This is a genomic window from Streptomyces sp. NBC_00354, from assembly GCF_036106915.1.
Lineage (GTDB): Bacteria > Actinomycetota > Actinomycetes > Streptomycetales > Streptomycetaceae > Streptomyces.
Genome location: NZ_CP107983.1, coordinates 1,749,089 through 1,768,337 on the forward strand (window position 1 = coordinate 1,749,089; position 19,249 = coordinate 1,768,337).

Sequence of the window (19,249 nt, forward strand, 5' to 3'; positions counted from 1 at the left end):
GGGCGGGCGCCGATCGGCCGGTGCCGCGCCCGCCCGTCGCCCGTACCCCGGCTTCGCCGTCGGTATCAGCTCGCGCCGTGGGCGGGGGCGAGGGCCTCGACCCGCTCGGCGAGCGCGAAGTCGGCGCCGGTGACGGCGTCGCCCGCGCTGTGCGTGTTGACCGACACCCGGACCGTGTTGTAGCCGAGGGTGAGGTCGGAGTGGTGGTTCAACTCCTCCTGGACCGCGGCGATGTGCGCGACGAGGGCGCTCGCCGCGAAGTGGGTGCCCAGCCGGTAGGTGCGGATGATCCGGTCGTCCTCGAAGGCCCAGCCGGGGAGTTCCCGCAACCGGTCCTCGATCTCCTTCTGCGAAAGCGGCTCGTCTGCCATCGGCATGCTCCTTCACCGTTCGGGCCCGATTTCTGACGTGGGGTCAAGGTTCCCACAGCGCACGCCCGAGGGAAGGTTTCGCGCCATAGTGCGTGCGGGTACTTCCGCGCCTTCCGGGTCCACGGTGTCGCCCCTATGCTCCTGCGCCGGACGTGACTGTTACCGCCGGTAATGCACACGCTGCCGACGACTCCGAAGGGGCTTCCTCATGACGCGCACGGGCAGTTCGAGGCGCACGTTCATCGCGGGCGCGGGGGCGGCGGCCACCGCCGGGGCGCTGGGGGCCTCCGGGGCCCTGGCCGCCCCCGCCCACGCCCATGCGCAGTCCTCGGCACCGAAACCCACCGGCCGCCGCGTCGCCGTCCTCGGCGGCGGGGTCGCCGGGCTCACCGCGGCCCACGAACTCGCCGAGCGCGGCTACGCCGTCACCGTGTACGAGCGCCGCGCGCTCGGCGGCAAGGCCCGCAGCATGGACGTCCCGGGCAGCGCCCGCGGAGGCCGCCGGCCGCTGCCGGCCGAGCACGGCTTCCGCTTCATCCCGGGCATCTACCACAACCTGCCCGACACCATGCGGCGCATCCCCTTCCCCGGCAACGCCCACGGCGTGTGGGACAACCTCGTCGCCCCGCCCGAGATGATGTTCGCCCGGGCCGCCGGCCGGGAGGACCTGCGCGCGCCCATCCCCTGGCCCGGCCACTCCCCCGCCGAGCTGACGCCCGACGACATCCGCCGCGCCCTGACCGGCATCCTCCAGTCGCTGGTCCGGCTGCCGCCGCACGAGACCGCGTACTTCGTCGACCGCGTGCTGGTCTTCCTCACCAGCTGCGACGAGCGCCGCAACGAGGTCTGGGAGCACACCCCCTGGTGGGAGTTCGTGCGGGCCGCACAGATGTCGAACGAGTACCAGCGCATCCTCGCAGTGGGCATCACCCGCAACATCGTCGCGACCAAGGCCGAGGAGGCCTCCACCCGTACCGTCGGCGCCCTGGGCGAGGCCTTCGTCTTCAACGCGCTGGGGCGCGGGGCGGACGGGCCGCCGGACCGGATCCTCAACCTGCCGACCAACGAGGCCTGGATCGATCCGTGGGAGGCCCATCTGCGCACGCTCGGCGTGGAGTTCAGGATCGGCTGGACGGTGCAGGAGGTGCAGTACGGGAACGGCCGGGTGAGCGGGGTCGCGGTCCTGGACCCGGCGGGGGCCCGGCAGACCGTCACCGCCGACCACTACGTCAGCGCGCTGCCGGTCGAGCACGCCCGGCGCACCTGGAGTGCGGGGCTGCGGGCCGCGGACCCGATGCTGGGCCGCTGCGACCGGCTGGAGACCGACTGGATGACCGGCATCCAGTTCTACCTCACCGAGCGCGCACCCCTCGTCCACGGGCACCTCAACTGCATCGACTCGCCCTGGTCGTTGACGGCGATCCAGCAGGCCGAGCACTGGCCGGCCCGCGACTTCCCGGCCGACTACGGCGACGGAGTGGCGGTGGACTGCCTGTCGGTGGACATCTCGGACTGGGACAAGCCGGGGATCCTGTACGGGAAGACGGCCAAGCAGTGCACCCGCGAGGAGGTCGCCCGCGAGGTGTGGGCGCAGCTGAAGGCCTCCCTCAACGACACCGGGAAGACACTGCTGACGGACCGCACCCTGCACTCCTGGTTCCTGGACCCGGGGGTGGACGGGCTCGGCACCCCGAATCCGACCAACCAGGACCAGCTGCTGATCCACCCCACCGGCACCTTCCACAACCGGCCGAGCGCGGACACGCGGGTCCCCAACTTCTTCCTCAGCGGGGACTACGTGGCCGTCGACATCGATCTGGCGACGATGGAGGGCGCCAACGCCTCGGCCCGCGCTGCCGTCAACGCCCTTCTGGACCGCGACGATTCGAAGGCGGAGCGGTGTGCGGTCCTGCCGATGTACCGGGCTCCGGAGGTGGAGTCCTTCAAGCGGCACGACCTGTGGCGCTACCGGCTCGGCCTGCGCAACGCCTTCGACCTGGGCTGACCCCCTCTGGGCTACCGTCGTGGGCATGACCTCCACCCCGTCCGTCGGAGCCCTGCTGCGTACCTGGCGGGAGCGGCGCGGCATCAGCCAGCTGGAGCTGGCGGGCCGCGCCGACTCCTCCTCCCGCCACATCAGCTTCATCGAGACCGGCCGGTCCCGGCCGAGCGAGGAGATGCTCCTGCGGCTCGCGGACCGCCTCGACGTACCGGTGCGCGAGCGCAACGCCCTGCTCCTCGCGGCCGGTTACGCCCCGCGCTACGCGCAGACCCCGCTGGACGACCCCGCCATGGAGGCGCTGCGCGAGGGCCTGGAGCGGCTGCTGACCGGCTACGAGCCGTATCCGGCGCTGGTCGTGGACGCCGCGTACCAGGTCGTCGCCGCCAACCGGGGCATCGCGATGCTGCTCGACGGCCTGCCGGAGCACCTGCTGGTCCCGCCGCTGAACGCCATGCGGATCACCCTGCACCCGGAGGGCCTGGCGCCGAAGATCCGCAATTTCGCCCAGTGGCGCGGGCATCTGCTGGCCCAGATGGAGCGGCAGATCGCGCTGGCGCGCTCCGCTCCGCTGCGCGCGCTGTACGAGGAGGTGTCCGCCTATCCGCTCGCCGACCGGCCGGGGGACGCCGCACCCGAGGAGGCCGTCCCGTACATCGCGCTGCCGCTGGTGATCGAGCACGACGGGCACCTGCTCTCCTTCGTTTCCTCGATCGCGACGTTCAACACGCCGATGGACGTGACGGTCGCCGAGCTGGCCATCGAGACCCTCCTGCCGGCCGACGCGGCGACGGTGAAATACCTGCGCTCACTGGGGCCTTGAGGCCTGACGCAGCGCCAGCTGCTGGAAGAGGGCGAAGGCCGCGACGGTGAGGGCCTGCAGCGGGATCCACACCAGGCCGGCGGTGGTGGGCGCGTCCCAGAGGAGGAGTGAGACCAGACTGAGGGCCACCCAGGCGCAGTTGGCCTCGATGACGCCCTTCACCGCAAGGACCGGCGGCTGGCGGCGCGAGGCCAGCAGGCCGACGCCGGCCCCGTAGAGGGTCAGGAACAGGCCGAGTTCGAGCAGGGTGGCCTGGCCGACGCCGAGAAACCGGCCGAGCGGGGCGGAGAAGGCGGCGTACGCAAGGCCGTTCCCGGTGGTGACCACGGAGTCGAGGGCCAGGAAGCGGCGCAGCGCGGTCTGCGGGACGGTGGTGCGGGCGACGCTGCCGAGCAGGGTTGCGGACATGGCGGATCAGCCTCCGTCGAAGGTCGGGGCGGGGCACGGGCGGGCGGCCACGCGCTCGAATGCGCTGGTGGGAACGGGTTCCGAGGCCGAGTGCGCGGACTCGGAACCCGATGGCTCCACTGTGCCCACCGCTGCGCGCCGGGGTCGATTACCTCCGAGGTCATGCCCGGCCCGGCGGGGGTCGTGCCAACCTTTTTTGACTCACATCGCAAGAAAGGTGGGGGATCTCCTGTTTCGCCGGGGGCTGCGGGCTACGCTGCACGGAGCTGAAGCTCTCGAACGTCCTCTCGGCATACGGAGAACCTCACGGTGTCAGCCTCCGCCCGACCCGACCTGGCCTCGGCGTGGGCCCGCGTCGCGGCGCTGGCGGAGCGGAGCGGCCGGGACCCGGCCGAGGTGCTGTCCCCGGAGCGGCTGAGCCGCCTCTGCGGGGTCGAACCCGCGCTCGTCCCCGAGGTCGTTGCCGGGACCACGCCCGAACCGCCGCTGAGCCGGCGGGTCCACCGGCGCTTCCTGCGGCTGCGGGCCACCCGCCGCGACAAGCACGGCCGGGAGTGGTCACTCGCCGCCATCGCGGAGGACTTCCACGCGCCCGGCGCCTCCCTCGGCCCCCTCAACGCGGGCACCGGGATGCCCAGGCTGGGCCACGCGGCGGGCGTGCAGCGGTTCTTCGGGGTCTACTCCGGCTTCCTCCTCGCCGACAGCCAGTGCGCGGTGGAACACGCCCTCGCCACCACCGGCGCCGAGGCCGCGGACGACCTCGAGCACCTCTCGTACCTGACGGGCATGCCCCCGCACGACATCCGGCTCACCCTCGACGGCGCACCGCCCCGGCTCCCGCTGAAGGAGCAGGTGCACCAGCGGTTCGAGCACCTGCGCCGCACCCGGCTGCGCGCGGACGGCCAGGCCCACTCCCTCGCGGCCATCGCCCACTCCTTCGACGCATCGGGGCAGTCGCTGACCCGTCTCGCGCGCGGTGAGGGCCTGCCCAACCTCGCGGCGGCCGCCGGGATCCAGCGCTTCTACGGGGTCGACGGCGGCTTCCTGCTGGCCGACGACACCGAGGCGCTCGCCACCGCACTCACCGGGATCGAGCACGAGCTGGAAACCGCCGGACGGAACGCCGAAAACCCGATGCTCGCCGTGCTGCGGGCGCACGATGTGGGGAGCATCGTCACGCGGGCCGGACGGCTCTCTCCGGCGGGCTGGAAGTCGCTGGCCGACCACCTCGACGACCTGCTGGCGCGCGAGGGCCGGCTGGGGCGCCCGGGCGCGGAGAGCGGACGCCCGCTCCACGCGGCGGTGCCCGACGACCGTAAGGCTGCCGAGGGGGGAGCGCCATGAGGACCACACGGACCATGCGGAAACTCGGCGGAGATCTGCTGGCGGATGCGCGCCTGGCGCAGCCGGCCGATGCCGCCGAGATCATCGGGAGTCTGTGCGCCGCGTACGGCCGCCGGCGCGGCGGCCGGCCGGTGGAGTTCCGGTTCGCCGGATTCCCGCCCGACACGGCCAGCGGGCTGTGGCTGGAGATGGAGGAGCGCGACCTGCTCGTCATCGAGGAGCGCACCCGGCCCGAGCACCAACTTGTCATCGCCTGCCACGAGTTATGGCACTTGGAGGAAGGCACGTGTGACAGTCACGGCCCGGGCATGGCCGTGGCGGCCCGGCTCACGGGGCAGCGGGGCGATCTCGCCGAGCTGCTGCACTCGGAGGCCGGACTGGGCAGCGTGGTCCGGCAGGCGGCCGCCCGCGCGGACCGGGAGGATCCGGCGGAGATCCGGGCCGAGACGTTCGGGCTGTACCTCGGCCAGGTCCTGAAGGCGTACTTGCCGGGACCCCGCGAGGAACGGTTCCCCGAGGCGATCGAGCGCATCAAGACCTCGCTCGGCTGGGGCCGTTGAGTGCACGTCCCCGCGGCGCACCGATGACGCCCCGGTGACCACCGTCTTCCCCCCGACGCACCTCACGTGCCGCTGCCCTCGCACGGCCCTGGACAGAGAGCACCTCGATGACCCAGTCTTCTCCGCCCCGCCACGCCGTCGTCATCGGCGGCAGCATGGCCGGCCTGCTCGCTGCGGCCGTGCTCGCCGAGCACGCGACGGTCACGATCATCGACGCCGACACGCTGCCCGACAGCCCGGCGCCGCGGCGCGGACTGCCGCAGGCCCGGCACGTCCACGTCCTGTGGTCGGGCGGGGCCCGCGCCATCGAGAAGCTACTCCCGGGCATCACCGACGACTGGACGGCGGCGGGCGCGATCCGCCGCAGCCTGCCCACCGACCTGGTCACCAAGACCGCCCAGGGCTGGATCCCGCGCTGCGGGGAGAAGCAGTTCAACATCTCGTGCAGCCGCGACCTCCTCGACTCGGTGGTCCGCGCCCGGGTGATCGGCCTGCGCGGCGTCACCACGCTCCAGCAGAGCCGCGTACAGGCCCTGGAGGGTACGGCGGCCCGCGTCACCGGCGTCCGCGTCGACACCCCCGGCGAGGCGGGCCGGCTGCTGACCGCCGACCTCGTGGTGGACGCGAGCGGGCGCGGCTCCCGGGCCCGGGCCTGGCTGCACGAACTCGGGGTCGGCGGGATCAGACAGGCCCAGGTCGACTCCGGCCTGGTGTACGCGACCCGGATCTTCGAAGCCCCCGCGGGAGCCCACGAGATGGGCTTCCCGATCGTCAACATGCAGTCCGATCCGCGGGTGCACATACCCGGGCAGACGGCGACGATCGTGCCCATCGAGAACGGCCAGTGGCAGGCCACCCTGTCCGGCACCCGAGGCGGCCAGCCCACCGGCGACCCCGAGCAGTTCATCCCGTTCGCCAAGGGCATCCGCGATCCCGTCGTCGGCGAGCTCCTCGAGGGCAGGAAGCCCCTCACGGACGTCGCCGTCACCCAGGGCACGGCCAACCGCAGGGTCTACTTCGAGAAGGCGGACCTGCCCGACGGCTTCTTCGCCGTCGGCGACTCCGTCGCCACCTTCAACCCGCTGTACGGACAGGGCATGACGGTCGCCGCCCAGGGCCTGCTGGCCGTACGCGCCCTGCTGCGCGCCAAGGGCCTCGCCCATCCCGGCTTCGGCCGTGAGGCGCAGCGCGCGCTCGTCCCGCAGGTGGCCACCGCCTGGGAGCTCGCCACCTCGCAGGACATCCTGTATCCCGGGGCCACCGGCATGAAGCCGCGGGCCGGCGCCGGGATGCTCAACGCGTACGTCAGCCGGCTGATGACCGGGGCCACCACGCGGGAGGCGCTGACCGCCGCGTTCCTCCAGGTCATCACCATGAGCAGCCCGCCCACGTACTGGCTGCGCCCCTCGGTGGTCTGGCACGTGCTGCGCGCCTCGGACCGGGGCGCGCTGAAGGCGCCGCCGCTGACCGCGGCCGAGCGGGCCGTCGCGGGGCTCGACCAGGGGTCCGGCCCGGTCGGCCCGGCGGGTCCGGTCGACCCCGTGGGCCCGGTCGGTCCGGTCGGTCCGGTCGGTCCCGTCGGCCAGGCGCGATGACCGACGGTCTCATCCTGTACGTACCGGGATCGGTGATGATCCTGGCACTGCTGATCAAGGCGCCGACCCTGCGCCGGGGCTGGGACCAGCCGCTCATGCGGGCCGTGTGCACCCTGCTCGTCGTCGGCTGCATGGTCATGTTCCTGGCGGCTCCGCCGACGATCTCCGCGGTCAACCGGCTCACCGGCATCGTCAACTTCTCGGCCCCGCTGGTGTACAGCGTGCTGACCGCGTTCTCGGGGTCGTGCATCGTGCTGGTCCTGCAGTGGGGCGGCGGCCCGCCCGCGGTGGTCCGGCGGGCGACCCGGCTGACGGTGGCCGCGTTCGGCGCCGTCACGCTGCTCATCGTCGTCCTCTTCGCGATCGGCGACGCGCCGGTGGAGCGGCTGCGCGACCTGGACACGTACTACGCCAACACGCCCTGGCTGCGCGAGATGATCGTCTGCTACCTGCTCGCGCACACCGTGGGCAGTTCGACGCTCACCGTGCTGTGCTGGAAGTGGCTGCTGCGCGTGCGCCCCTCGCTGCGTCCGCTGCGCACCGGACTGGCCCTGATCGTGCTCGGCGGGTTGCTGGACCTGGGCTACCTCGTCACGAAGTGGGCGGCGGTGGGCGCCCGCTGGGCGGGCCGCGACTGGGACGGCCTGTCGACGTACGTGGCCCCGCCGTTCGCCTCCGCGGCGGCCCTGATGGTGGGGTCGGGGTTCATCGTGCCGCTGGTCGGCGGCTCGGCGGCCTGGCGGGACTTCAGCCGGTACCGGCGGCTGCACCCGCTGTGGAAGGCGCTGCGCGGGTTCGCCGCGTCGAGCGTGACGACCGTGCCGCTGACCTGGTGGTCGCCGATCGGGATCCGGCTGATCCACCGCGAGTCGGTGATCGACGACGGGATCCTGGCGCTGGGCCGCTGGTTCGACCCGGCCGTACGGGGCGCCGCGTACGAGGCCGCGCTCGGCCAGGGCATGTGCGAGTCGCAGGCCTCGGTCGTGGCCGATGCCGCCATGCTCGCCGCGGCCTGCCGGCGCCGGGAGGCCGCCGAGGCCGCCGAAGCCGCCGAGGCTCTCGTCCCGGCGGACGCGGACGGCGCCGGGGAGCACCCCGCCGAGGCCGATCAGGGGCTGCCCGAGCCGTACCGGCTGGACTCCCGGCCGCTCGCGGCACTGGCCCGGGAGTTCCGCGCCTCCCCCATCGTGGCGGCCGTACGGCGGGACCCGGCAACCCTGTGAGCGGCCCGCGCGGAGGCCGGCGTCAGCCGGCGAGGGCGTCCTCGGGCTCGGGGTTGCGGGCGAGCCAGGCCCCGTACGCCCGCACCCTGCGCCAGTGCTGGAGCTGGTCGAGGGCGAACGTCGCCCGCGGGGAGGCCTCCGGGCGCGGTTCCAGGCCGCGGGCCAGCCGGTGCAGCTGGAAGCGTACGAAGGCCAGCAGCCCGGCGCCGGCCAGGTCCCGGTCCTTCCAGTGCAGCCGCTCCACCGTCACCCGTACGTCCTCCCCGGCGCGCCAGCGGGCCGGCAGGTCGGGGCGGAACGCCAGGGCCGAGGCGAGCCCCACGACGGACACACCGCGCTCCAGGACCTTCTGCGCGGTCGCCTGGCGGCCTATCCCCCCGGTCAGCATCAGCGGCATCGTGGCCGAGCCCAGGAACTGCTCGGCGAAGGAGAGGAAGTACGCCTCGCGTTCCAGCGTCCGCAGATCGGCGGTGCGGCCCAGGGTCGCGGGGCTCTCGACGCTGCCGCCGGACAGTTCGACCAGGTCGACGCCGAGGCCGCCGAGGACCGCGAGGACCTGCGCCGCCTCCTCGGTGTCGAAGCCGCCGCGCTGGAAGTCGGCGGTGTTGAGCTTGACCCCGACCGCGAAGCCGGGGCCCACCTGCGCGCGGACGGCGCCGACGACCTCGGTGAGCAGCCGGACCCGGTTCTCCAGACTGCCGCCCCAGCGGTCGGTGCGCCGGTTGACGAGCGGGGAGAGGAACTGGCTGAGGAGGTAGCCGTGGGCGGCGTGGATCTGCACCCCGTCGAAGCCGGCCTCCTCGGCCCGCCGGGCCGTGACCGCGAACCGGGCGACGGTGGCCTCGATGTCGGCCTCGGTCATCGCGGTGGGGCGGGCGAAGCGCTTGGTGTGCCTGCCGAGGCTCACCCCTATGTCGGAGGGCGCCCAGGCCGTGCCGGGCATCTCCGAGCCGACCTGCCGGCCGGGGTGGTTGATCTGCATCCAGACCCGGCCGCCGCCGCAGGACGCGGCTTCGGCCCAGCGGCGGAAGGGGCCGAGCGGGGAGCGGGCGTCGAGGACGATCGTCCCCGGCGCGGTCAGCGCCCGGCGGTCGACCATGACGTTCCCGGTGATCAGCAGCCCGGCGCCGCCCTGGGCCCAGCGGCGGTAGAGCCGTTCGATGCGCTCGTCCGGCAGCTGGCCGGACCCGGCGAGGCTCTCCTCCATGGCGGCCTTCGCCAAGCGGTTCGGCAGGGCCGTCCCGTTGGGCAGCTCCAGTGGCGTGAACAGGTCCATCAGCAGTTCCCCCAGGAAACGTGTTGCACGTGTCATCGCGCGCCCCGGCGCAAAACATACCGCCCCCTCCCCGGCCTCCGTCAGGCTGCTGCGTGAACCGGTTCGCCGGCTCCTCGGCCGGGTGCTCCGCATCCGTGGGTCCCTTGAGGCGCTTGGTGAGGACGGCCGGGGAACGCCACCACGGCACCGCCGCGACGACCTGGTCGGCTGCCTCAGGACGTCGGGCCTCCGGCCCTGCACGCCGCCCTGCACCCCGCCCTGCACCGCGCCCGGCAGGGTGGCTGCGCACCGGTCGCCTCGCCGGTGGCGGGCGTAAGAAATCGGACACCCGGGGATGCGGAACGCCCCGGGCCGAAGGGCCCGGGGCGTTCACCGTTCACCGTTCACCGTGCGCGGGTGCGGGTGCGGGTGCGGGGCGGATCAGAGCTCCGCGAGCGCGAGCCCCGCCTGGGCGGCGGCCGCCTGGACGGTCTGCTCCAGCAGGACGGCGATGGTCATCGGGCCGACGCCGCCGGGGACCGGGGTGATCAGCGAGGCACGGGCGGCGGCCGACTCGAAGTGGACGTCGCCGACGTTGCCCTCGTTGTAGCCGGCGTCCAGGACCACGGCGCCCGGCTTGATGTCCTCGCCGCGGATGAACTCGGCCTTGCCGACGGCGGCGACCAGCACGTCGGCCTGGCGCACGATCGAGGGCAGGTCCACGGTGCGGGAGTGGCAGTAGGTGACGGTGGCGTTCTGCTCCAGCAGGAGCATGCCGGCCGGCTTGCCCAGGATCGCGCTGCGGCCGACGACGACGGCGTGCTTGCCGGTCAGGTCCACGTCGTACTCGGCGAGGAGCCGCATGATCCCGCCGGGGGTGCAGGAGACGAAGCCCGGCAGCCCGAAGCCCATGGCGGCGAAGGAGTGCATGGTGACGCCGTCGACGTCCTTGCCGGGGGCGATGGCCTCGAAGGCGGCGCGCTCGTCGATGTGGTGCGGGACGGGGTGCTGCAGCAGGATGCCGCTGATCTCCGGGTCCTCGGAGAGGGCCGTGAGGGCGGCGACGAGCTCCTCGGTGGTGGTCTCGGCCGGCAGCTCCACGTGGCGGGAGGTGATCCCGGCCTTGGCGCAACGGTTCTGCTTCATCCGTACGTACGTGACGGACGCCGGGTCCTCGCCGACCAGCACGGTCGCGAGGCAGGGAGCGGTACCGGTGCGCTCGGTGATCTTCGCCGCGAGGACGGCGGTCTGCTCCGAGATGCGGCGGGCGAGGGCGGTGCCGTCCATCAGCCGGGCGAGGCCGGCGGCGGTGACAGGGGCAGTCTGGGCAGTCGTCACGGGGTCTCCTGAACGTCGCTGCGGATCGCGGTTCGCCCAGGCGCGCGGCAGTCGGCGTACCGGAGTGCGCGGTACGCCGGGCCGCTCCCCGGTGGTGATCCACCCGAACGCCAGTCACGGCCCGCCGACCACTGTAGTCGACCAATCCGGTGGAAGCCGGGCGTCCGACCTGGGACGATCAATACATGACGCGCACTTTCGACCATCTTGTCGCCGAGGCCGAGTCCGTCTCCGTGGACGGCTGGGACTTCTCCTGGCTCGACGGCCGGGCCACCGAGCAGCGCCCCTCCTGGGGCTACCAGCGGCTGATGGCCGAGCGCCTGGCCCGGGTCCGGTCCGCGCTGGACATCCAGACCGGCGGCGGCGAGGTCCTGGCCGGGTCCGGTCCGCTGCCACCGCTGACGGTGGCCACCGAGTCCTGGCCTCCCAACATCGAGAAGGCGACGCGGCTGCTGCACCCGCTGGGCGCGGTGGTGGTCGCGGACTCCGACGAGCCGCCGCTGCCCTTCGGCGACGACGCCTTCGAGCTGGTGACCAGCCGGCACCCGGTGACCATCTGGTGGGAGGAGATCGCGCGGGTGCTGACGCCGGGCGGCACCTACCTCTCGCAGCAGGTCGGACCGGCGAGCGTCTTCGAGCTCGTCGAGTACTTCCTCGGCCCGCAGCCGGAGGAGGTCCGGCGTGCCCGGCACCCCGACGACGCCGACGCCGACGCCACCCGGGCCGGCCTCGAGGTCGTCGATCTGCGCTCCGAAAGACTGCGTACGGAGTTCCACGACATCGGAGCCGTGATCTACTTTCTCCGGAAGGTGATCTGGATGGTGCCCGGCTTCACGGTCGGGCAGTACCGGGACCGGCTGCGCGAGCTCCACGAACAGATCGAACGCGACGGTCCGTTCGTGGCGCATACCGCCCGTTTCCTCATCGAAGCCCGCAAAACGGGCTGACGGGAAAGGCGGCTGAGACGCGGACGGATCCACGGCCGATCGGTTGCGCGCCCACAGCGTGGCGCAGGTCACTCAATTCAGCGCGTAACGAATCGACTCGGGCATGCGATGAACCGACAGGTGTCCTCGCGCGGCCCCGGAATACAGACCCCCCTCGGGTCTGTTTCCCGAGTTCGCGCGATGATGTCCCGCCCACTCCATATTTGTTCGCAACGAGAGGCTCCTTGTGTCGCTCAGCCCGTCCCGTACGTTCCCTCCGGAGATCGCCGAATCGGAGGCCCTCGTCGCGCTCGTAGAGCGCGGCCGCGAGCAGGGTCACATCAACGGTGACGACGTGCGCCAGGCCTTCGAGGCCGGCCGCATCCCGGTGGACCAGTGGAAGCGGGTCCTGCGCAGCCTGAACCAGGTCCTGGACGAGGAGGGTGTCGCGCTGCACGTCAGCGCCGCCCCCGCCACGAAGGCTGCCGCGAAGAAGCCCCGCAAGGCGGCCGCCGCGCCTGCCCGCACCGTGACCAAGAAGGCGGCCGCCGCGCCGCGCCCCATCGGTGCGCGCAAGGCCTCGGCCACCAGCCCGGCCACCGCGGCGGCGATATCCGCTTCGCCGGCCGCGGCCACCGAGGACGAGGTGACGGCCGACGCCGCCGCCGAGCCGAAGAAGCGGACGGTCAAGAAGACCGCCGCGAAGAAGACCGCGGTGAAGAAGACCGCCGCGGCCAAGAAGACCAGCGCCAAGGATTCCGACGAGGGCGAGACCCCGGCCGCCGAGGGTGAGGACTGGGCCGCCGAGGACCTCGGCGACGATGCCGAGGAGGAGGCCCCCAAGGCCGGCGGCACCCAGGGCTTCGTCCTGTCCGACGACGACGAGGACGACGCCCCGGCGCAGACGGTCATGGTGGCCGGCGCCACCGCCGACCCCGTCAAGGACTACCTCAAGCTCATCGGCAAGGTGCCGCTCCTCAACGCCGAGCAGGAGGTCGAGCTCGCCAAGCGCATCGAGGCGGGCCTCTTCTCCGAGTACAAGCTCGAGGAGGAGGAGGACCACAAGCCCGCCTTCAAGCGCGAGCTGGAGATCCTGGTCGAGGACGGCCGCCGCGCCAAGAACCACCTGCTGGAGGCCAACCTCCGTCTCGTGGTCTCGCTGGCCAAGCGCTACACCGGCCGCGGCATGCTCTTCCTGGACCTGATCCAGGAAGGCAACGTCGGCCTGATCCGCGCGGTGGAGAAGTTCGACTACACCAAGGGCTTCAAGTTCTCCACGTACGCGACCTGGTGGATCCGGCAGGCGATCACGCGTGCCATGGCCGACCAGTCGCGCACCATCCGCATCCCCGTCCACATGGTCGAGATCATCAACAAGCTGGCGCGCGTCCAGCGCCAGATGCTCCAGGACCTCGGCCGGGAGCCCACTCCGGAGGAGCTGGGCAAGGAACTCGACATGACCCCCGAGAAGGTCATCGAGGTCCAGAAGTACGGCCGCGAGCCGATCTCCCTGCACACCCCCCTGGGTGAGGAGGGCGACAGCGAGTTCGGTGACCTGATCGAGGACTCCGAGGCGGTCGTCCCGGCCGACGCGGTGAGCTTCACCTTCCTCCAGGAGCAGCTGCAGTCGATCCTGGGCACGCTCTCCGAGCGTGAGGCGGGCGTCGTCTCGATGCGTTACGGCCTGAACGACGGCCAGCCGAAGACCCTGGACGAGATCGGCCGCGTGTACGGGGTCACCCGTGAGCGCATCCGCCAGATCGAGTCCAAGACCATGTCGAAGCTGCGCCACCCGTCGCGTTCGCAGGTGCTGCGCGACTACCTGGACTGAGCCGGCCCGCGCCCTCAGGCCAGTCGGAAGACCGGCCCCCGGGGCGCGAACGGCAGGGAAGCACCCTGCGGAACCAGATAGGCGTGCTCGCGCCGGATCCGCAGGGTGTCGCACCACCCGTCCGTGATCACCAGCACCGGGGCCTGCGGAGGGAAGTCCTCCGCACGCCGGAGCAGGTCGATCGCGGGTTGGAGCACGGTCCCGCCCCGCCCGCGCACCTTTGCCCGCCCCGCGATTTCGGTGGGGGGCAGATAGCCCGCGTCGTACGGCGCCGCGTCGCAGAACACGACGCGTGCCGCCGGTACGTCGCGGGCTTCCGCGTACGAGGCGATCGCGCCCAGCGCCTTGCCGAGCAGGGCCGTCGGCATCGACCCCGAGGTGTCGAGGACCACGCCGAAGGTGCAGCGGACGATCTCCTCGGGCGGGAAGCACCGGCCCGCGCGGGGGATGTCCGGGGTGGAGGCCTGGCGGCGTGCCGGGCGCGCGTAGGACCGTACGGGCTCGGGCCGGGGCGCGTACTCGCCGAACCAGCGGGCGAGCTGCGCGTCCCAGGGCACGGGCGGGTGGGCCAGCGCCCGGATCTCCTGGACCAGTCCGACGGGCAGCAGTCCGCGCTCCCCGTGGGCGTGCAGGTCGAAGCCCTGGACGAGGCCGCGCCGGTAGAAATCGTCCAGGTCGGTGTTACGGGAGGCTGCCCGCGTGGGGCAGCGGCTCGCCCAGGAGGTCCCCGAGGCCCTTGCCGCGCAGTCTCAGTGCTCCAGCAGGTGCTTCAGCTTCTCCTCGTTGCGCGGCATCTCCTTGCGGGCGTACGGCTTGACCACGAGCGGTGCGATGACCCTGCCGATGCCGTGGGCCTCGAAGTCGAGGTCGAGGGTCACGCGCGAGCGCTTTCCGCCGTCGAGGGGTTCGATGGTCCCGCGCACATCGCCGCGTACGGGTCCGTCGAGCCCGTGCAGGCGCCAGCTGCGCGGCGGGTCGAGCTCCTTGACCTCCATGGTCATCGGGAATTCCCGCTTGCCCATGCGCCGGGTGACCCTGACCTTCGAACCGACGTGGAGGGGTGCGCCGTCGAGCGGGCGGGCGGAGACGGCGCTGTCCTGCCACTCCGGCAGGTGCGTGGGGTCCGTCACGTAGTCGAAGACGTCTTCGGGACTGCGGGAGATGTCGATGCTTTCTCTGATCGCGGACATGGCGACCCCTTCACTGCCCCCTGCTTGTCCTCTCGTTTCCTCTCATTCCAAACTACCGCGCAGGTCAGGCGGTGGCTCGGTGCCCGGCTCGGTGCTTTCGGGCGGACATCGCGGCGTAGACGAGGACGCCCGCGAAGAGGAACAGGACGCCCTGGTAGACGGCCGCGTAGCCGGAGCCGGCGACCAGCCACATCGAGAAGCCGAAGGCCAGGCCGGCGAGGACGCCGTCGCGGACCAGGCGGCCGCGGTGGACGCGCTCGGACTGCCCGGAGAGCAGGAAGTAGATCTGCGCGGCGGTGGAGAGCAGGTACGGGACGGTCGCCGTGAAGGTGGTGACCAGGACGAGGACCTCGAAGACCCCGTCCGAGCCCAGCGTGTAGTTGTAGATCGTCAGGCCGGAGGCCAGGACGGCGGTGACGAGCACGCCGACCACCGGGACGCCCCGCTTCTTCGCCTCGAAGGCCTTCGGGAAGAGCCCGTCGCGGGCGGCGGCGTACGGGGTCTGCGCACTGAGCAGGGTCCAGCCGTTGAGGGCGCCGAGCATCGAGATCACGGCCGCGCAGGCGACGAGGGTGCCGCCCCAGGTGCCCCCGAACATCCCGTTGACGGCGTCGGTGAAGGGGGCCTCGGAGGAGACCAGCTTCTCGTGGGGGACCAGGCCGAAGACGGAGAGGGTGCCCAGCAGGTAGACGGCGGCCGCGCCGGCGGTGCCCAGGATCGTGGCCCGGCCGACGTTGCGGGCCGGGTCGCGGACCTCGCCCGCGCTGACGGCGGCCGACTCCACGCCGAGGTAGCTGAAGAGCAGGATCGCCGCGGCGGCGGAGACCGCGCCGACGGGGCTCTGGCCGGTGGCCTGGAAGGGGCCGAGGTTCGCCGGGTCGAAGAAGAACAGCCCGCCCACCGCGACCAGCAGCAGCGGGACGAACTTCAGTACGGTGGCGACCAGTTGGACGGTGCCGACGTAGCGGGTGCCGGCCAGGTTGGCGAGCGCCGGGAGCCACTGCACGGCGAGGGCGGCCAGGCACATCGCCGCCTTGTGCTCCCCCACGGCCGGGAAGAGCACGCTGATGTAGCCGACGGCCGCCACGGCGAGGGCCGCGTTCGAGACCCAGGCGGTGATCCAGTAGCTCCAGGCCGCGAGGAAGCCGGCGAAGTCGCCGAACGCGGCGCGGGCGTAGACGTACGGGCCGCCGGTCTGCGGGAGCCGCTGCGAGAGCCGGCCGAAGACGAGGGCGAGGGCGATCGCACCGGCGGTGAGCACACCGAAGGCGACCAGGCTGATCGTGCCGAAGGGCGCCACCGAGGCGGGCAGCAGGAAGATCCCGCCGCCGATGATGTTGCCCATGACCAGGCAGGTCGCGATCGGGAGGCCGAAGCGGCGCGCGTGGGGGCTCGCCGCCTCCTCGGCCGGTGTCGGGTCGCCCGGTGTCCGGGCGGGGGCAGGAGCGTGCAGGGTGGAGCTCACGGGTGGTACGCCTCGGGTGTTTCATATGCTGGACAGGTCGACATATCGTCGGGCACACCAAAAGCCGTACCAAATCAGCGATTTTCGTCCTGCACGGGCACCCCGATGGAAGGAAACGTTCCGCCCACGGACCGCTCCGGCCGTGGATCCTGCGCCAAAGCGGTCAGCGGTACCTGGGGCCCGTCCGCCTCCCGCAGCCAGCGCCGCAGCACCTCGTGCACCGCCTCCGCGCCCACCAGGCCGGGCTCCGGCTCCGACAGTTCCGTCGGCCACATCAGGAACGGGTGCCCCTGCTCCCCGCCCAGGCCTCCGTGCGAGCCGATCTGCTCCTCGAAGGCGTGCACCGACCCGGTCCGCGGGTCGTACGCCGAGTTCACCATGACGTCGGCCACGTGCGGGAAGGCGTCGGTCCGGCGGACCGCCTGCGCCGCACCCGGCCCGAACCGGGCCAGCAGCTCCTCCGCCGCCCCGGGCTCGTCGAGGCGGGCCGCCGCCCCGCCCGGGCCCAGCACCTGCCCGTCCACCAGCAGGAACCCGATGCCCGGGTGGTTGGCCAGGGTCGCCAGCAGAGCGGGGTGCGCCTGCTCGATCCGCTCCCTCGAGGCCCGGCCCGGCACGTCCGGGAAGGAGATCAGCCCGAGGCTGCCCGAGGCCAGCACCACCGGGTCCGGGCCCCGCTCGGGGTGGGCCTCGGCGCCCTCCTCCACCGGCCGGTGCAGGGCCGCGAGCACCGCCGCGCGGGCCTCGGCGCCACTGCGGGTGCGCCCGGCCCGGCGGGAGACCGGCAGCCCGCAGCCCGCGCGGACCAGGTCCTTCAGCGTCAGCCCGTAGCGGCCCAGGAAGGTCTCCCCCGGGCTCTGGCCGTGGTCCGACAGCAGCACGATCCGGTACTCCCGGGGTGCGTGCTCGGCGACGCGGGCGATCAGCGCGAGGCTCCGGTCGAGCCGGGCCAGCACCTGGTCGGTGTCGCGGCCCTGCGGCCCCGAATGATGCGCGACCTCGTCGTAGGCGACCAGGTCCGCGTAGATCGCGGCACGCCCCGCGAGCATGTCGCCGATCACCGCCGCCACCACGACGTCCCGTTCGACCACCGTCGCGAAGGCCCGGATCAGCGGGTACAGCCCGCCCCGGGCGACCCGCGGCCGCTCCCCCCGCAGCCGGGCCCGCAGCGACTGGCCGAGCTCCCGGAAGACCTCGGCGACGAAGGACAGTGCGGTGCGGACGGCATTCGCCGGGTCGGAGAAGTACGCGAAGTAGCCGGCGCGGGAGCGGTTCGCCCGGCCCCGCCGCGCCGAGACCGACAGGACGAGGGCCAGCTGGTCAGCGCCCCCGCTGAACAGGTTGCCGCGGCTCGCCCCGTCGAGGGTGAGCAGCCCGCCGTCGCCGGTGCGGGTGATGGCCCGGCGCTGGAGTTCGGCGGCGCTGGTGGGCCGGTTGCAGACCACCACCTCGCCGGTGTCCTTCTCGTACCAGCGGAAGGCCGGCACGTCGAAGTTGGAGCCGTGCAGGATCCCGAGCTGGCTGGCGCCGGTCTGGCTGGACCAGTCGGTGCGCCAGGACGTGATGCGGTGGCTGCCGTCCAGCCAGCCGGCCACCGTGGGCATCAGGGCGCTGCCCGCGGCGCGGCGCAGCGCCTCGTACCCGACCCCGTCGAGCTGGAGGAAGACCAGTGCGGGGGCGGTCTCCCGGCCACCGGGCGCGTCCTTGTGCCGCATCCGCCGGCGGCGGCGGTCGGCGAGCCGGTAGAGCCTGCGCCGGTACGCCCCGTCGTCGCGTACGGCGAGCGCGGTGGAGGTCGCCGAGGCGACGGCGGACATCACCGCGGCCACCACCACGGCGGTCTCCGGGGCCACTTCGCCGCGGCCGGACGGGATCAGGCTGAGGGCGAGCAGCAGCAGCGAGCCGTTGAGGAAGAAGACGAGCAGGCCGAGGACCAGGGCGGGCACCAGCAGCAGCGCCCGGACCAGCACCGGCCACACCAGCGCGCTCAGCAGGCCGAAGGCCCCGGCGCCCCAGGCCGCGGTCAGCCCGATCTCGGTGACGCTGTCGCCGTCGCCGGACTGCAGCCGGAAGTCGGGGAGGATACCGGCGAGCGCGAGCATCATGAGGGTGGACACCGCCCAGACGATGATCACCCGTGCCAGGGCGCTGCCCGTGGTCCGCCACCGTCCTCGCCACACGCCGTACCGCCTCGTGTCTCCCCCGGACCCGCGCCCCGCGCGCGGCCGCGCCGCACCCTCCAGCGTCGCACAGGGCAGCGGAGGAGGCCGGGTGACAGGGGTGGCGCACGGACGTACGGAAGGCGCGGCGCCGGGAGCCGGGGCGCGGGGCGGGAGTGGGGCTGCTACGTGCCGTCGTAACCGGCGGTCGGCATGGACAGCCGGCGGTGCACCTCGGCCTTCATGGCGGAGGTGTACTGCGGTTCGGCGAGCCCGGCGGTCTCCAGCCGTACGCCGCGCCGCTCGCACTCGGCGGTGAACTCCTCGACGGAGCGCAGCGCACGGGCCAGTACCCGGTGGTTGGCGGCGACGAACAGGTCGACCTGCCCGGCGTCGACATCGCACCAGAGCCCGCAGTGGTCGGCGCGCAGCCCGTAGAAGAGCAGCTCCCTCGTCACGACGTAGCCCTGGCCGGCGGCCCAGCGGGCGCACATGGCGTGCTGGCTCCGGGTGTCGACGACGAAGGGGTCGGTGTCCAGATCCTCGAGCGGGGCCAGGCTGGCGATCGCGGCCACGCGCAGCTCATCCATGCCGCCCGACCCTACTCCGATCCGCCGCCCGGGAGGAGGGGGCTGCGGCCTTCGGTTCCGGGCGCAGCGGCGGGGCAGGCTCAGGGGGTGTCTTGCCGGTCGAGCCCGGCCTGACCGGCAAGATACGCCCTAGGGAGTGTCGTCAAAGTGGCGTCGGCCGCCCGAAGGGCGG

General features: G+C 72.9%; 16 protein-coding genes, 1 pseudogene and 1 riboswitch. Of the genes and pseudogenes, 8 read left to right on the forward strand and 9 right to left on the reverse strand.

The genetic code is table 11. The annotated features are described in order from the left end of the window. Positions 1-65: 65 nt before the first annotated feature. Positions 66-371, reverse strand: coding sequence for a 4a-hydroxytetrahydrobiopterin dehydratase (locus tag OHT74_RS08035; RefSeq protein WP_266997932.1), 306 nt, complete (start codon positions 369-371; stop codon positions 66-68). A 208-nt stretch (positions 372-579) separates the two neighbouring features. On the opposite strand from OHT74_RS08035, the gene OHT74_RS08040 reads away from it, so the two are divergent. Together OHT74_RS08040 and OHT74_RS08045 are read left to right on the forward strand one after the other, a co-directional pair. Further along, entirely contained in the window at positions 580-2,376 is a 1,797-nt protein-coding gene (locus OHT74_RS08040) for a hydroxysqualene dehydroxylase (RefSeq protein ID WP_328619845.1), read from the forward strand. A gap of 25 nt (positions 2,377-2,401) precedes the next feature. After that, on the forward strand, positions 2,402-3,193 hold the full coding sequence (locus tag OHT74_RS08045) for a helix-turn-helix domain-containing protein (protein ID WP_266662004.1): 792 nt from the start codon (positions 2,402-2,404) through the stop codon (positions 3,191-3,193). On the opposite strand, the gene OHT74_RS08050 is transcribed toward OHT74_RS08045, so the two are convergent. Further along, entirely contained in the window at positions 3,179-3,601 is a 423-nt protein-coding gene (locus OHT74_RS08050) for a hypothetical protein (RefSeq protein ID WP_328619846.1), read from the reverse strand. The two genes, OHT74_RS08045 and OHT74_RS08050, sit on opposite strands and share 15 nt — an antisense overlap. Positions 3,602-3,910: 309 nt before the next feature. On the opposite strand from OHT74_RS08050, the gene OHT74_RS08055 reads away from it, so the two are divergent. The 4 genes from OHT74_RS08055 to OHT74_RS08070 all read left to right on the forward strand — a co-directional run bounded on the left by OHT74_RS08055 (position 3,911) and on the right by OHT74_RS08070 (position 8,323). Then, entirely contained in the window at positions 3,911-4,945 is a 1,035-nt protein-coding gene (locus OHT74_RS08055; RefSeq protein WP_328619847.1) for a hypothetical protein, read from the forward strand. Then, complete coding sequence (locus OHT74_RS08060; protein ID WP_266662025.1) at positions 4,942-5,505, forward strand: toxin-antitoxin system, toxin component; 564 nt, start codon at positions 4,942-4,944, stop codon at positions 5,503-5,505. The genes OHT74_RS08055 and OHT74_RS08060 overlap by 4 nt, the downstream gene beginning before the upstream one ends. Positions 5,506-5,612: 107 nt before the next feature. Further along, entirely contained in the window at positions 5,613-7,100 is a 1,488-nt protein-coding gene (locus tag OHT74_RS08065; RefSeq protein WP_328619848.1) for an NAD(P)/FAD-dependent oxidoreductase, read from the forward strand. Then, on the forward strand, positions 7,097-8,323 hold the full coding sequence (locus OHT74_RS08070; protein ID WP_328619849.1) for an MAB_1171c family putative transporter: 1,227 nt from the start codon (positions 7,097-7,099) through the stop codon (positions 8,321-8,323). The genes OHT74_RS08065 and OHT74_RS08070 overlap by 4 nt, the downstream gene beginning before the upstream one ends. Positions 8,324-8,345: 22 nt before the next feature. Here OHT74_RS08070 and OHT74_RS08075 read toward each other — a convergent pair whose 3' ends face one another. After that, complete coding sequence (locus OHT74_RS08075) at positions 8,346-9,635, reverse strand: NADH:flavin oxidoreductase/NADH oxidase family protein (RefSeq protein WP_266662031.1); 1,290 nt, start codon at positions 9,633-9,635, stop codon at positions 8,346-8,348. 384 nt (positions 9,636-10,019) lie between these two features. Then, on the reverse strand, positions 10,020-10,865 hold the full coding sequence (locus OHT74_RS08080) for a bifunctional 5,10-methylenetetrahydrofolate dehydrogenase/5,10-methenyltetrahydrofolate cyclohydrolase (protein WP_266999729.1): 846 nt from the start codon (positions 10,863-10,865) through the stop codon (positions 10,020-10,022). 78 nt (positions 10,866-10,943) lie between these two features. Further along, positions 10,944-11,044, reverse strand: a riboswitch (ZMP/ZTP riboswitch). A 57-nt stretch (positions 11,045-11,101) separates the two neighbouring features. Between OHT74_RS08080 and OHT74_RS08085 the strand changes: the two genes are divergently transcribed. Next, the gene (locus OHT74_RS08085) at positions 11,102-11,863 is read left to right on the forward strand and encodes a methyltransferase domain-containing protein (RefSeq protein ID WP_328619850.1); all 762 of its coding nucleotides are present in this window, start codon (positions 11,102-11,104) and stop codon (positions 11,861-11,863) included. A gap of 226 nt (positions 11,864-12,089) precedes the next feature. Further along, complete coding sequence (locus OHT74_RS08090) at positions 12,090-13,673, forward strand: RNA polymerase sigma factor (protein WP_266662035.1); 1,584 nt, start codon at positions 12,090-12,092, stop codon at positions 13,671-13,673. Positions 13,674-13,687: 14 nt separating this feature from the next. Here the strand turns inward: OHT74_RS08090 and OHT74_RS08095 are convergent. From OHT74_RS08095 to OHT74_RS08115, 5 genes and pseudogenes are all read right to left on the reverse strand, one after another. Further along, a pseudogene (locus tag OHT74_RS08095) lies at positions 13,688-14,420 on the reverse strand (vWA domain-containing protein); the annotation flags it as partial. Positions 14,421-14,422: 2 nt separating this feature from the next. Further along, complete coding sequence (locus tag OHT74_RS08100; protein WP_328619852.1) at positions 14,423-14,863, reverse strand: SRPBCC family protein; 441 nt, start codon at positions 14,861-14,863, stop codon at positions 14,423-14,425. A 64-nt stretch (positions 14,864-14,927) separates the two neighbouring features. Further along, a complete protein-coding gene (locus tag OHT74_RS08105) occupies positions 14,928-16,328 on the reverse strand; it encodes an amino acid permease (protein WP_443047312.1) in 1,401 nt (466 codons plus the stop codon). A gap of 74 nt (positions 16,329-16,402) precedes the next feature. After that, positions 16,403-18,508: a phage holin family protein gene (locus OHT74_RS08110; RefSeq protein ID WP_328619853.1), complete on the reverse strand. Its 2,106-nt coding sequence runs from the start codon at positions 18,506-18,508 to the stop codon at positions 16,403-16,405. Between the two features lie 164 nt (positions 18,509-18,672). Further along, positions 18,673-19,077: a hypothetical protein gene (locus tag OHT74_RS08115; RefSeq protein ID WP_266997912.1), complete on the reverse strand. Its 405-nt coding sequence runs from the start codon at positions 19,075-19,077 to the stop codon at positions 18,673-18,675. Between the last annotated feature and the right edge of the window lie 172 nt (positions 19,078-19,249).

Coding starts and splice junctions, on each gene's coding strand:
- OHT74_RS08085 (WP_328619850.1), top strand. CDS start 11,102: ATGACGCGCACTTTCGACCATCTTGTCGCCGAGGCCGAGTCCGTCTCC.
- OHT74_RS08115 (WP_266997912.1), bottom strand. CDS start 19,077: ATGGATGAGCTGCGCGTGGCCGCGATCGCCAGCCTGGCCCCGCTCGAG.
- OHT74_RS08080 (WP_266999729.1), bottom strand. CDS start 10,865: ATGGACGGCACCGCCCTCGCCCGCCGCATCTCGGAGCAGACCGCCGTC.
- OHT74_RS08100 (WP_328619852.1), bottom strand. CDS start 14,863: ATGTCCGCGATCAGAGAAAGCATCGACATCTCCCGCAGTCCCGAAGAC.
- OHT74_RS08035 (WP_266997932.1), bottom strand. CDS start 371: ATGGCAGACGAGCCGCTTTCGCAGAAGGAGATCGAGGACCGGTTGCGG.
- OHT74_RS08065 (WP_328619848.1), top strand. CDS start 5,613: ATGACCCAGTCTTCTCCGCCCCGCCACGCCGTCGTCATCGGCGGCAGC.
- OHT74_RS08040 (WP_328619845.1), top strand. CDS start 580: ATGACGCGCACGGGCAGTTCGAGGCGCACGTTCATCGCGGGCGCGGGG.
- OHT74_RS08075 (WP_266662031.1), bottom strand. CDS start 9,635: ATGACACGTGCAACACGTTTCCTGGGGGAACTGCTGATGGACCTGTTC.
- OHT74_RS08050 (WP_328619846.1), bottom strand. CDS start 3,601: ATGTCCGCAACCCTGCTCGGCAGCGTCGCCCGCACCACCGTCCCGCAG.
- OHT74_RS08045 (WP_266662004.1), top strand. CDS start 2,402: ATGACCTCCACCCCGTCCGTCGGAGCCCTGCTGCGTACCTGGCGGGAG.
- OHT74_RS08070 (WP_328619849.1), top strand. CDS start 7,097: ATGACCGACGGTCTCATCCTGTACGTACCGGGATCGGTGATGATCCTG.
- OHT74_RS08060 (WP_266662025.1), top strand. CDS start 4,942: ATGAGGACCACACGGACCATGCGGAAACTCGGCGGAGATCTGCTGGCG.